11 protein-coding genes and 1 pseudogene are annotated in these 12374 nt (G+C 72.5%); 5 read left to right on the top strand and 7 right to left on the bottom strand.

The window, feature by feature from the left end; translation table 11 throughout:
- Positions 1-23 precede the first annotated feature (23 nt).
- Positions 24-938, top strand: a pseudogene (locus OTB19_RS20085) (formylglycine-generating enzyme family protein); the annotation flags it as partial.
- 894 nt (positions 939-1832) lie between these two features.
- Here the strand turns inward: OTB19_RS20085 and OTB19_RS20090 are convergent.
- The 3 genes from OTB19_RS20090 to OTB19_RS20100 form a co-directional block, all read right to left on the bottom strand.
- Entirely contained in the window at positions 1833-2381 is a 549-nt protein-coding gene (locus OTB19_RS20090; RefSeq protein ID WP_267799696.1) for a GNAT family N-acetyltransferase, read from the bottom strand.
- Positions 2382-2502: 121 nt separating this feature from the next.
- On the bottom strand, positions 2503-4722 hold the full coding sequence (locus OTB19_RS20095) for an NADP-dependent isocitrate dehydrogenase (protein ID WP_267799697.1): 2220 nt from the start codon (positions 4720-4722) through the stop codon (positions 2503-2505).
- A gap of 225 nt (positions 4723-4947) precedes the next feature.
- Positions 4948-5793 carry a chitosanase gene (locus OTB19_RS20100; protein ID WP_324290530.1) on the bottom strand — a complete coding sequence of 282 codons (846 nt, stop codon included), beginning with the start codon at positions 5791-5793 and terminating at the stop codon, positions 4948-4950.
- A 229-nt stretch (positions 5794-6022) separates the two neighbouring features.
- Between OTB19_RS20100 and sigK the strand changes: the two genes are divergently transcribed.
- Positions 6023-6610, top strand: coding sequence for an ECF RNA polymerase sigma factor SigK (gene sigK / locus OTB19_RS20105; protein ID WP_267799698.1), 588 nt, complete (start codon positions 6023-6025; stop codon positions 6608-6610).
- Positions 6607-7326 carry an anti-sigma factor gene (locus OTB19_RS20110; RefSeq protein ID WP_267799699.1) on the top strand — a complete coding sequence of 240 codons (720 nt, stop codon included), beginning with the start codon at positions 6607-6609 and terminating at the stop codon, positions 7324-7326. Before sigK ends, OTB19_RS20110 begins: the two co-directional genes overlap by 4 nt.
- A 296-nt stretch (positions 7327-7622) precedes the next feature.
- On the opposite strand, the gene corA is transcribed toward OTB19_RS20110, so the two are convergent.
- Positions 7623-8705, bottom strand: coding sequence for a magnesium/cobalt transporter CorA (gene corA / locus OTB19_RS20115; protein WP_267799701.1), 1083 nt, complete (start codon positions 8703-8705; stop codon positions 7623-7625).
- Between the two features lie 175 nt (positions 8706-8880).
- On the opposite strand from corA, the gene OTB19_RS20120 reads away from it, so the two are divergent.
- Complete coding sequence (locus OTB19_RS20120; protein WP_267799702.1) at positions 8881-9315, top strand: BlaI/MecI/CopY family transcriptional regulator; 435 nt, start codon at positions 8881-8883, stop codon at positions 9313-9315.
- A 14-nt stretch (positions 9316-9329) separates the two neighbouring features.
- Positions 9330-10262: a M56 family metallopeptidase gene (locus tag OTB19_RS20125; RefSeq protein ID WP_267799703.1), complete on the top strand. Its 933-nt coding sequence runs from the start codon at positions 9330-9332 to the stop codon at positions 10260-10262.
- A gap of 43 nt (positions 10263-10305) precedes the next feature.
- Here OTB19_RS20125 and OTB19_RS20130 read toward each other — a convergent pair whose 3' ends face one another.
- From OTB19_RS20130 to OTB19_RS20140, 3 genes are all read right to left on the bottom strand, one after another.
- Entirely contained in the window at positions 10306-10761 is a 456-nt protein-coding gene (locus tag OTB19_RS20130; RefSeq protein WP_267799704.1) for a tellurite resistance TerB family protein, read from the bottom strand.
- A gap of 141 nt (positions 10762-10902) precedes the next feature.
- Positions 10903-11295 carry a TOBE domain-containing protein gene (locus OTB19_RS20135; RefSeq protein ID WP_267799705.1) on the bottom strand — a complete coding sequence of 131 codons (393 nt, stop codon included), beginning with the start codon at positions 11293-11295 and terminating at the stop codon, positions 10903-10905.
- Positions 11296-11320: 25 nt separating this feature from the next.
- Positions 11321-12241, bottom strand: coding sequence for a LysR family transcriptional regulator ArgP (locus OTB19_RS20140; RefSeq protein ID WP_267799706.1), 921 nt, complete (start codon positions 12239-12241; stop codon positions 11321-11323).
- Positions 12242-12374: the final 133 nt, after the last annotated feature.

Below are 12374 nucleotides of genomic sequence, written 5' to 3' on the forward strand. Positions count from 1 at the left end.
CCCGTAGCGCCCACCCAGGAGTGATGCCCGTGCCGACCGAGTCCTGCTGCACCCCCGGCCGCGAACCGGCCTCCAGCGTGATCACGCTCGGACCGCCGCCGCCCGCGCGGCCGGTCGACCCGGCGGCGCGGCGGGCCGCCCGCGATCTGGTGGAGCTGGCGGGCGGCCGGTTCCTGATGGGCACCGAGGACCCGGACGGCTTCCCGGCGGACAGCGAGGGGCCGGTACGGGAGGCGGTGGTCGGGGCGTTCCGCATCGCCCCGACCACCGTCACCAACGCCCGGTTCGCCTCGTTCGTGAAGGCCACCGGGCACGTCACGGAGGCGGAGTCCTTCGGGTTCAGCTTCGTCTTCGCCGGGTTCCTCGCGCCCGGACTCGCCGCGCACTCACCGGCGGTGGCCGGCACCCCGTGGTGGCGGGCGGTCGACGGCGCGGACTGGCGGCGCCCCGAGGGACCGGGTTCCTCGTTCGCCGCGCGGCAGGACCACCCGGTGGTGCACGTGTCGTGGAACGAGGCCCAGGCCTACTGCGCCTGGTCCGGCACCCGGCTTCCCACGGAGCCCGAGTGGGAGTTCGCGGCGCGCGGCGGCTTGGAGGGGAAGCGGTACCCCTGGGGTGATGAACCGCGCCCCGACGGGCGGTACATGTGCAACATCTGGAACGGCGACTTCCCCCGGCACAACACGCGTGCGGACGGCTACGCGGGCACGGCCCCCGCGAAGTCCTTCCGCCCCAACGGGCACGGGCTGTACAACACGGTCGGCAACGTGTGGGAGTGGTCCGCGGACCGTTTCGCGGCGGCCGGCCCGGAGCGCGCGATGCGCGGCGGCTCGCACATGTGCCACGACTCGTACTGCAACCGCTACCGCGTCGCGGCCCGCACCCGCAACACCCCGGACAGCTCCGCGGGCAACATCGGCTTCCGCGTGGCGGCCGACGTCCGCACCGGAATCCAGCGCCGGTCAGATCCGGCGGATCCGGCCCCACAGCCTCGACACGGGCACCGAGGAGCGCGCCGACACCGGTCGGCGGGAGCGGAGTTGGGACCAGACGGCGTCCGGGCAGCGGCCCTGCGGCCGGGACGCGAGGAACTTCCGGTAGCGGACGACCCGGGGCTCGCGGCCGATCTCCACCCAGTGGGGGCGGCCGGAGACCTCGTCCCAGCCGTCGTTGGGGAGCCGGACGTGGTCGCGCCGGCCGTCCTTGTCCTTGGGTGATCTGCGCGACCTCGGCGCGGCCGAGCCCGGCGGCGAGCACCACGCAGTAGTGCCGCAGGTGCCGCGACGGGTCCTCCCGCAGCGGCACCATGGCCAACCAGATCTCCCCGGCCCGGGGGCGCGCCCCGCGCGTGCGGTCCCAGCGGCGCACGCCGAGGTACACGGCGAGGGCGGCCAGCCCGGCGGCGCCGCTCGTCAGGGCGCCGCGTGCGTTCCACGATTCGATGTCCTCCACCCGGTGCCCGGTGTAGAGCACCGCGCCCGCGACGACGGCGAGGAGGAGGGCCCCCCGGGCCAGGAACCGCCACCACACGAAGCCGGCGGTACCCCGACCGGCGAGGGCCGTGACGGCGAGCGCGACCACGACGGGTATGCCGTACAGGATCGCCCAAGCCCCGGGGCCCTCCACGCGTACCGGCGGGTCCTGCCGGGCCATGAGGTCGGGGATCAGCACCGGTGTGGCGAGCAGCCCTCCGACGATGACCACCAGGTTGAGCAGCAGATATCCCACGCACCCGATTCCGGCGCAGGACGTGTCGTCTCGACGAGCCACCAGTTCTCCCCCCAGCTCACCGGCGGCAGGCCAACGCACCCGGCGGGCTCCTGTGGGGCGAATCAGCTGTCCCAGGACGGGCGTTGCCACTCATCGGCGGGCAGTCCGAGGATCATCTCGTCGACGAAGGCCCCGTACACCCACGCGGAGCGCCGCAGGGTGCCCTCGACCTGGAAGCCCGCGCTCTGTGCGGCCCGGATCATGGCCGGGTTGTCGGCGAGGGTCTCCAACTGGAGCCGGTGCAGACCGCGCACGGTGAACCCGTAGTGGCACAGGAGCTGTACGGTTTCCGCGCCGATCCCGCGGCCGCGGGCGCCGGGCAGGAGGGACATCCCGAGGTGGGCGCCCCGGTTGTGGAGGTCGATGCCCCACAGCAGGGCCTCGCCGGCGAGTTCGCCGGTGGCCAGGTCGACGACGGAGAAGGCGGCCTTGCCGTCGTCGGAGGGCCCGTCGGGTTCGTAGGGGGAGTGGCCGCTCGCCAGGGTCAGCGGGCGCCAGGGGCGCGAGTCCGACCGGGCGTGGTTCGGGACGTCGTCGTAGAGTCCGGCGTGCAGGATCGCCACGTCGTCGGGGTGGCGGGCGCGCAGCCCGGCCAGCTGTCCAGTGATCACCCCGTATTACTAGCCGCGGGCCGGCCCCCTTCACAACCGGAATACGGCCGCGGGCGCCCGGACGCGCCGACGCCCCGGCCGGGAGGTGCCGGTCGGGGCGTCGGCGGACACGCGGTGGGCGTCAGCCCAGGATCGCGAGGGCCTGGTTCAGGGTCTCGGACGGGCGCATGATCTTCGAGGCCTTGGCGGCGTCGGGCTGGTAGTACCCGCCGATGTCCGCCGGGGAGCCCTGCACCGCGATGAGCTCGGAGACGATGGTCTCCTCCTGCTCGCCCAGCGACTTGGCGAGGGCCTCGAACGCGGTCGCGAGCTCGGCGTCGTCGGTCTGCTTGGCCAGCTCCTGCGCCCAGTACAGGGCGAGGTAGAAGTGGCTGCCGCGGTTGTCGATGCCGCCCAGCTTGCGGCTCGGCGACTTGTCCTCGTTGAGGAAGGTGCCGGTCGCGCGGTCCAGGGTGTCGGCCAGCACCTGGGCGCGGGCGTTGCCGGTGGTGGTCGCGAGGTGCTCGAAGGAGACGGCCAGCGCGAGGAACTCACCGAGGGAGTCCCAGCGCAGGTAGTTCTCCTTGACGAGCTGCTGCACGTGCTTCGGGGCGGAGCCGCCGGCGCCGGTCTCGAAGAGGCCGCCGCCGTTCATCAGCGGGACGACCGACAGCATCTTGGCGCTGGTGCCCAGCTCCAGGATCGGGAAGAGGTCGGTCAGGTAGTCGCGCAGCACGTTGCCGGTCACCGAGATGGTGTCCTCGCCGCGGCGGATGCGCTCCAGGGAGAAGGCGGTGGCCTCGACCGGGGAGAGGATCTTGATGGTCAGACCCTCGGTGTCGTGGTCGGCGAGGTACGTCTTGACCTTGGCGATCAGCTGCGCGTCGTGCGCGCGGCCCTCGTCCAGCCAGAAGACGGCCGGGTCGCCGGTGGCGCGGGCGCGGGTGACGGCGAGCTTGACCCAGTCCTGGATCGGCGCGTCCTTGGTCTGGCAGGCGCGGAAGACGTCGCCCTTGGCGACCTTCTGCTCCAGGACCACGTTGCCCTCGGCGTCGACGAGGCGGACGGTGCCCGCGGCGGCGATCTCGAAGGTCTTGTCGTGGCTGCCGTACTCCTCGGCCTTCTGGGCCATGAGGCCGACGTTCGGCACCGAGCCCATCGTGGAGGGGTCGAAGGCGCCGTGCGCGCGGCAGTCGTCGATGACGGCCTGGTAGACACCGGCGTAGCTGCTGTCCGGGAGGACGGCGAGGGTGTCGGCCTCGGCGCCGTCGGGGCCCCACATGTGACCGGAGGTGCGGATCATCGCCGGCATGGAGGCGTCGACGATCACGTCGGAGGGGACGTGCAGGTTGGTGATGCCCTTGTCCGAGTCGACCATGGCGAGGGCGGGGCCCTCGGCGAGCTCGGCGTCGAACGAGGCCTTGATGGCGGCGGCGGCGGGCAGCGCGCCCAGGCCGTTCAGGATGGTGCCGAGGCCGTCGTTGGGGGACAGACCGGCGGCTGCCAGGGTCTCGCCGTGGCGGGCGAAGGTCTTCGGGAAGAAGGCGCGGACCACGTGGCCGAAGACGATGGGGTCGGAGACCTTCATCATCGTGGCCTTGAGGTGGACGGAGAACAGCACGTCCTCGGTCTTGGCGCGCTCGATCTGGGCGTTCAGGAAGGTGCGCAGCGCGTCGACGTGCATGACGGACGCGTCCACGACCTCACCGGCGAGGACCGGTACGGACTCGCGCAGGACGGTGGTGGTGCCGTCGGCGGCCACGTGCTCGATGCGGAGCGTGCCGGCCTCGGTGATCACGGTGGACTTCTCGGTGGAGCGGAAGTCGTCGGCGCCCATGGTGGCGACGTTCGTCTTCGACTCGGAGGTCCAGGCGCCCATGCGGTGGGGGTGGGCCTTGGCGTAGTTCTTGACCGAGGCGGGGGCGCGGCGGTCGGAGTTGCCCTCGCGCAGGACCGGGTTGACGGCGCTGCCCTTGATCTTGTCGTAGCGGGCGCGGATCTCGCGCTCGTCGTCGCTCTTCGGGTCGTCCGGGTAGTCCGGGAGCGCGTAGCCCTGACCCTGGAGCTCGGCGACCGCGGCCTTGAGCTGCGGGATCGAGGCCGACACGTTGGGCAGCTTGATGATGTTGGCGCCCGGGGTCTTCGCCAGTTCGCCCAGCTCGGCGAGGGCGTCCGCGATGCGCTGGCCCTCTTCCAGGTGCTCGGGGAAGCTGGCGATGATCCGACCGGCCAGGGAGATGTCACGGGTCTCGACATTCACACCGGCCGTCGACGCGTATGCCTGGATCACAGGCAGGAAGGAATACGTCGCGAGGGCCGGGGCCTCGTCAGTGTGCGTGTAGATGATGGTCGAGTCAGTCACCGGATGCTCCGCTCCACAGTCTGCGTCTCTCGTCTGCAACATTGCTCGACATCAAGATATCTCGTGATCGGACCGGTCTGGACAGCCCCCTGCCGGAACCCGGGGGAGACACGCGTCACCCGGCGCCGCCCGCCCGGTCGACGCGGCCGCGGCCCGGGACGGGGAGGGACCGTCCCGGGCCGCGGATGCGGGCGCCGGAGGGGGGCGCGGGGTGCGGGGGGCGGGTCAGCCGATGTGGAAGGGGTCCCCGTAGACCTTCCAGTCGAGCGGGGTGTCGAGGTTCAGGTTCCCCTTCTTCAGCCACACCCGCTGGGCGGTGTCGACGCGGCTGGTGTCGCTGTGGGCCTCCTCCTGCTTCATCGCCCAGACGCGGGCGTCGAGGAAGGCGTTCAGCCAGGTGGTCTCGTTGCCGCCCTGGGCCGGGGGCTTGGCCTTGGTCAGGGCGCGCTTGCGGATGTTGCGGAAGCTGGTGGAGTCGCTTCCGTCGCCGTGCATGACGATGGCGTCGTAGTAGGCGAACTGGCCGAGGGTGCCGATGCCGTCGGTCTTGCCCTGCTTGACGGCGGGGTTGAAGTAGACCCGGTCGCGCTCGTGGTCCTGGGCCTTCTTGAACTCCGTGTCCTGGGCGGCCTTGGCCCAGTCCTTGGTGAAGTTCGGGTCGAGGCCGGCGTGCGAGTCGCTGCCGTCGACCTTGCGCAGCGCCGGGAGGTACTTCGCGAGCACGTTGCCCGGCTTGACCTGCGTGTAGTACTCGACGAGGTCCAGCATGTCGCCGGTGCCGGAACAGAACCCGATGATCCCGGCGGTGTAGCCGCGGCCGTCGTCGATGTCCTCTATGTACTTGTACTGCGCCTTCCAGTCCAGCGAGGAGTTCTCCGCGCTGGAGACGATCTGCATGGCGATGTCCTTCTTCGCCGGGTCGTCGAGTCCGGTCGCGGCCGCCGCGGTGGAAGCGGCGGGTGCGGTGGCCGGGGCCACCGTGGCGTGGGCCGCGACGGGCGCGGCGAGCAGGGCGGCGCCGAGCAGGGCGCCGAGCGCGACGGTCCTGTTGTTGCGTTGGGGGGTGAACACAAGGCCTCCATGCGGTGGTTGAGGCTTCCCGATTCGGTTAGGAAACTTTCCTACCAGATATTCGGGGCGCGGAGAACCCTTGTTGTCAGTTCCGGAGCAAACCAATCCATGGCGGCTCCGGCTACGAAACCCTCCATGTGTCACCCCTGTCAGCAGTCGCCGCTCCCGAAGGAACCCCTGCCATGACCAGTACTCGAAACGGCCGGCTCCTCGGGCGAAAGGGGCTCTCGTGCGGCAACCGGTGACCTTCGGCGCGGCCTGGGAGAAGCCCGGCCCCGACCTGCCCGCCCTCATGGACCAGATCGCCCGCGGCGACCAGGACGCCTTCGCCGCGCTCTACGACGTGGTCGCGGGTCCCGTCTACGGCATCGTCGTCAAGGTCCTGCGGGACCGGGCGCAGTCCGAGGAAGTGGCCCAGGAGGTGCTGATCGACGTCTGGCGGCAGGCCGCGCGCTATCGCTCCGACAAGGGCAGCGTCATGACCTGGGTGATGACGATCGCGCACCGGCGCGCGGTGGACCGGGTCCGCTCCGCGCAGGCGGCGGCGGCCCGGGAGCAGGAGAACGCGGCGCGGGAGCACACCCGCCCCTACGACGAGGTGAGCGAGCAGGTGGAGGTCCGGCTGGAGAGCGAGCAGGTACGCCGCTGTGTGCGCGGCCTCACCGAACTCCAGCGGCAGGCCGTCAGCCTCGCCTACTACGGGGGGCTGACGTACCGCGAGGTCGCGGAGACCCTCGGCACCCCGCTGCCCACGGTCAAGACACGGTTGCGCGACGGCCTGATCCGCCTGCGCGACTGCATGGGGGTCAACGTATGAGCACCGGGACCGACCACATGCACGCCCTCGCCGGCGCCTACGCCCTGAACGCCCTGGACTCCGAGGAACGGACCGCCTTCGAGCACCACCTGGCCCGGTGCGCGCTGTGCCCGCAGGACGTACGGGAGTTCACGGCGACGGCGGCCCGGCTCGGCTCGGCGACCGCCCTGCCCCCGCCGCCCGCCATGCGCGCGCACGTACTGGACCGGATCGACACGGTGCGGCAACTGCCCCCGGCCCGTCGCGGCATCCCGAGCCTGCGCAGGCGCGCCCTGCCGCTGGCCCTCGCGGCCTGTCTGGCCGGGGCGCTCGCCCTGGGCGGCACGGCGGTGTGGCAGCGGGACCAGGCCGTCCAGGCCGGCCGGGAGCTGCGCGAACTCCAGAACCTGACGGACGTGATCACCGCTCCGGACGCCCGGACGGTGGTGGGTCGCACCGCGTCCGGTGCGAAGGGCACGGTGGTGGTGAGCACGGCGCGGAACCGGGCCGCGTTCGTCGGCTCCGGGATGGCGCCCGCACCGGCGGGCAAGACGTACCAACTGTGGTTCGCGGACGGTCCGGGGATGCGACCGGCGGGCCTGGTCGGCGGTGACGGAAGCACCCTGATGACCGGGCCGGTCGGCCGGGCCACCGCGGTGGGGGTCACCCTGGAGCCGGCGGGCGGATCGCCCCGGCCGACGTCCGATCCGGTGATGCTGATGAGTCTGGCCGGTTGAGGTCGGGCGCGCGGCCGGCCGGTTCGGATCATCGACCAGGCCGCACGCCTTCGACCGGCGGCTTTTCCGTGTCGGGCACCAGTCGTGGCGACCCCGCCCGGCTTGGTTGACTGGCCGGACACCACGGGGTCCGGCGTGGTGTCTGCGGCTCTTTCGCCGCGCCGGGTTCCGAGAAGTCGGGAGGAGTCCCCGCACGCCGATCGCGGTGTTCGGCGTGCGGGGTCCTGGCCTGCGTCCCGTACACGGGCACGTCCCCGCCCGGGTCTCGCCGTCGTGCCGGTTCGGAACCGGCCGGGTCAGAGCCAGCCGTTGCGCCGGAATCCGCGGTGGATCACGAAGCAGGCGATCGCCATGACCGCGACCACCAGCGGATATCCGTACGTCCAGTGCAGCTCCGGCATGTGGTCGAAGTTCATGCCGTACACCCCGCAGACCATGGTCGGCACGGCGACGATCGCGGCCCAGGCCGTGATCTTGCGCATGTCCTCGTTCTGGGCCACGGTCACCTGCGCGAGGTGGGCCTGGAGGATGGAGTCGAGGAGACCGTCGTAGGCGCCGATCTGTTCGGTGGCGCGGGTGAGGTGATCGGCCACGTCGCGGAAGTACGCGCGGATGTCCGGCGGGATGAGCGGTATCGGCTCCGTGGCCAGCAGGTGCAGCGGTCGACCGACGGGCGCCACCGCCCTGCGCAGTTCGAGGAGTTCGCGCTTGAGCTGGTAGATCCGTCCGGCGTCGCCACGACCGCCGTACTCGCTGAACACCGCGGTCTCGACGGCGTCCATGTCGTTCTGCACGGCGTCGGTGACAGCCACGTAGTCGTCGACCACGTGATCGGCGATGGCGTGCAGAACGGCCGCCGGCCCCTTGGCGAGTTGGTCCGGGGCGGCTTCCAGGGCCTCGCGGACGGGGCCGAGGGTGCCGCGGCCGCCGTGCCGGATGGTGAGGACGAAGTCCTCGCCGACGAAGGCCATCAACTCGCCGGTCTCCACGACCTCGCTGGTCGCGGTCAGCTCCTCGTGCTCGACGTAGCGAACGGTCTTGAACACGGCGAAGAGGGTGTCGTCGTACCGCTCCACCTTGGGCCGCTGGTGGGCGTTCACGGCGTCCTCGACGGCGAGCGGGTGCAGGTCGAACAGCCCGGCGAGCCCGGTGATCTCCTCCTGGCTCGGCTCGTGCAGGCCGACCCAGACGAACCCCTCGCCGCTCTTGCGGACCCGCCGCAGTGCCTCCTCGACCTCCCCGCAGTCCTCCTGGCGGAGGCCGTCGCGGTAGACGAGGCAGTTGACGACCGCGCTGCCGAGAGGGGAACGGGCCGGGTGGCTGAGGTCGACGGCCCGCCGGTAGCCGCGGCGGACGGCCCGGCGCAGGTTGCTGAACATGGACAACGAGGTACTCCCCTTCGGCGGATCAGCCGCCAGTCTGCCACCGCCGCGCCGGTGCCCGACCCCGGACACCACCGCGCCGGGACACGACCGCACCCGGACCCCGGCCGCGGGGCGTCAGTACGATGGCCTCCCCCGCGACAGTCGGGACGCGGACCGGAAGGCGGACGGCATGAACGACCACGACGAGGGTGGCGCCGCCGGCCCGCACCCGTCCCGACGTCGGGCCCAGGGCCAGTTGGAGGCTCAGGTGCTGGCCGCGCTCGGCGAGTCCCCGGAGGCCGCCACCGCGGGCTGGGTGCAGGAGCGGATCGGCGGGGGCATCGCCTACACCACGGTGATCACCATCCTGACCCGCCTGCACGACAAGGGCGCCGTCGAGCGGGAGCGATCCGGCCGGTCGTTCCGTTGGACGCCCGTCGCGGACGGCGCCGGACTGGCCGCGCTGCGGATGCGCAAGGTCCTGGACGGGGAAGCGGACCGTGACGCGGTGCTGGCCAGCTTCGTCACCGCCCTGTCGCCCCACGACGAGCGACTGCTGCGCGAACTGCTCGGCGGTGCGCTGCCGGGCGACGGGTCGCCCGGCTCCGGCCCGGCCCGGGCGTGACGGGAGGGACACCGATGGGCCTGCTCGTCTTCCTTCCCCTGGTCCTGCCCCTGACCGCCTGGCCGCTCGCCCGGCCGGCCGCGCAGCACCTGCACCCGCGCACCGCCACCTGGCTGCTGACCGGCGCGGCCGCCGCGCTGGCCCTGTGCAGCACCCTGTGCCTGGCCCTGCTCATGGTGGTGGGCACCGCCCAACTGCCGGGCAACCCGCTGCCCGACGCCTGGTCGGACCCCGAGGTGCGCACGGCGCTCCCCTACGACGAGGTGGCCGGCCCCGCGGCGATCCCCGCGCTGGCGGCCGTACTCGGCTGCGCCGCGGCCGGCGCGTGGCGCGATCTCCGGGTCCGGCGCGCCTGCCGGCACGCCCTCGCGCGACTGGCCGACGGGCCGGTGGCGGTGCTGCCGGCCGCCGAACCGTACGCCTACGCGCTGCCCGGCCCGGGCCGGCACGGTGGCCGCGTCGTGGTGACGACGGGGCTGCTGTCGGCACTCGACCCCGCCGAGCGGCGCGCGTTGTTCGCCCACGAGCGGGCGCACCTCGCCGGTCGTCACCACCGGTTTCAGACGGTGGTGCGGCTGGGCGCCTGCGCCAACCCCTTCCTGCGGCCGTGGCGTTCGGCCGTGTCGTACACGGCCGAACGCTGGGCGGACGAGGAAGCGGCGGCCCGGGTCGGCAACCGGCGTACGGTCGCCACGGCCATCGGCAAGGCCGCCCTGCTCACCCGCGCCACTCCCCCGGGACTCCCCGCGGCCACGGCCGGGCCGGTGCCGCGCCGCGTGGCGGCCCTGCTGTCCCCGGCCCCGCCGGCGCCCGTCTGGCCTCCGCTGCGCACGGCGGCCGGACTGGCCACCTGGGGCGCTGCGGCGGGCACGACGGTCTCGGCGCTCTCGTCCGCGAACTCGGCGGTGACCCTGATCTGCGTCTTGAGAACCGCCACGGCCCTCTGAGCCGGCCGGCGGCACCGGGGTGTCGGAGAGGGGCGCGGGCGACTCAGAGGTCGAACTCGTGCGGGGGCAGGTCCAGCGCGAAGCAGGCCTCGCGCACCACGGCCTGCTCGGTCTTGTCGAAGTCCCCGTCGGCCCCGCCGATGACGATGCCTATCTGGATCACGGCGCGCGCCTCGGTCGGCTTCTTCTTCGCCTTGGCGATCTCCTGGAGCACGCTGACCTTGCCGAAGTCGAAGTCGGCGGTGAGCTTGGTCAGGTTCGTCTCGAACCGGCGGCGCAGGTCGTCGGCGTCGAAGTTCCGCAGCACCTCGTTGCCGGCGATCAACTGCGCCACGCGCCGCCGTTCGTCGGGATCGATGGTCCCGTCGGCGGCGGCGACCAGGGCGCACATCGCCATGCTCGCGTCGCGGAACGCGCCGCTCTTGAGGTCGTTCTTGGTTGCCACGAGCTGGGTCTGCATCGTCGATGCGGACTCCTTGATGCGGTCCCACAGGGCCATGAGAGCTCCATACGTCGGCTTGCTTCTACAACACTGTAGAAGTTACCAGGCGCCGGTGACACACCCTCACCCCCGGCGCCCCGCCGACCCGAACACCCCGACCGGCACGCCCCGACCGCACGACTCACCCCCACCGCACGCTCAGCCCCGGTCGACGAACACGCTGGTCGACTTCACCCGGGCGACCGCCCGCGCACCGACCTCCAGTCCCAGTTCCTCCACCGCCTCCCGCGTCAGCAGGGACACGACCCGGTGCGGTCCGGCCTGGATCTCCACCTGCGCGTCGACCGTGCCGAGTTTCACGGCCGTGACGATGCCCGGGAAGGCGTTGCGGGCCGAGGTGGAGGGGGTCTCCTCGTCCTCGTCGCCCTCCTGCGCCACCTGCACGCAGAAGGCCGCCAGGTCCGGTCCCTCGACCATGCGCCGCGCGCCCTCCCGCCGCGTGGGGAAGCGTTCGGCGTCGGCCCAGCGGCGTGCCGTGTCGACGCTCACGCCGAGCAGTCGCGCGGCCTGGCCGATCGTGTAGGACTCCATGTCGACAGCGTAGGACCTGCCCGAGTCAGCGCGCCGGAGGCAGCAACGCCTCCCTCGCGGCCTCCGCGATCACCTCCGCGACCGCCGCGAGCGCGGGCGAGTCCAGCTTCCACTGCTGCCAGTACAGCGGCACGTCCATCGTCCGCTTCGGCGTCAACAGCACCAGTTCGCCGCTCCGCAGGAGCGGGTCGGCCTGCGCCTGCGGCACCAGCCCCCATCCCAGGCCGGCGGCCACGGCGTCGCGGAACCCCTCCGAGGTCGGCACGTGGTGCCTGATCGAACTCGCCCCCACCCCCGAGCCGGCGCCGCGCGCCAAGGTCCGTACGAACCGGTCCTGGAGCTCGTCGCGCCGGTCGAAGACGATCACCGGCGCCTCCCGGAGGTCCCGTTCCAACGCCCCGGTCAGGTATCGGGCGGCGAAGTCGGGCCGCGCCACCGGCAGGTAGCGCGCCAGCCCGAGCGCCCGGACCGTGCACCCGGCCACCGGGTCGGGCGTGGAGGTGACCGCCGCCATCACCTGCCCCTCGCGGAGCAGCGTCGTGGTGTGTCCCTCGTCCTCGCGGTGCAGTTCGAAGCAGACGGGCGGGTCGCGGGGCACCCGGGTCAGCGCCGGGAGCAGCCAGGTGGCCAGCGAGTCCGCGTTGACCGCCATCGGCAGGCGGACCGGCCCGCGCGCCTCGTCCGCGCCCAGGCCCAGCTCGGCGCGGGCGTCGCGTTCCAGCCGGGCCAGTTGGCGGGCGAACCGGATCACCACCTGCCCGGACTCCGTCGCCCGCACGGGCTTGGTGCGCATCAGCAGCACCCGGCCCGTGCGCTGTTCCAGGGCCTTCACGCGCTGACTGATCGCGGAGGGGGTCACGTGCAGGGCGGCGGCCGCGGCGTCGAAGGTGCCCTCGTCGACCACGGCGAGCAGGGTGCGCACCTGCTCCAGGGGAAGCTCTTCCATCACGAGCGCTAAGTGGTCTGCGTCGTAAGTCCTTCGGGGGTTGATCACGCGGCCTTGGCGGCGGAGGATTCTTCTGGGTGATCGGCGGTGTGCTGGTCGAGCCTGGCCAGGAGATCGTCCAGGTCGGAGGTGG

The organism is Streptomyces sp. H27-H5 (assembly GCF_026627505.1).
Classification (GTDB): Bacteria; Actinomycetota; Actinomycetes; order Streptomycetales; family Streptomycetaceae; genus Streptomyces.

Bases quoted from the DNA above. Each gene is read 5' to 3' on its own strand.
- OTB19_RS20125 (WP_267799703.1), top strand. From the start codon at position 9,330: ATGGGCCTGCTCGTCTTCCTTCCCCTGGTCCTGCCCCTGACCGCCTGG.
- OTB19_RS20130 (WP_267799704.1), bottom strand. From the start codon at position 10,761: ATGGCCCTGTGGGACCGCATCAAGGAGTCCGCATCGACGATGCAGACC.
- OTB19_RS20140 (WP_267799706.1), bottom strand. From the start codon at position 12,241: ATGGAAGAGCTTCCCCTGGAGCAGGTGCGCACCCTGCTCGCCGTGGTC.
- OTB19_RS20110 (WP_267799699.1), top strand. From the start codon at position 6,607: ATGAGCACCGGGACCGACCACATGCACGCCCTCGCCGGCGCCTACGCC.
- corA (WP_267799701.1), bottom strand. From the start codon at position 8,705: ATGTTCAGCAACCTGCGCCGGGCCGTCCGCCGCGGCTACCGGCGGGCC.
- OTB19_RS20120 (WP_267799702.1), top strand. From the start codon at position 8,881: ATGAACGACCACGACGAGGGTGGCGCCGCCGGCCCGCACCCGTCCCGA.
- OTB19_RS20135 (WP_267799705.1), bottom strand. From the start codon at position 11,295: ATGGAGTCCTACACGATCGGCCAGGCCGCGCGACTGCTCGGCGTGAGC.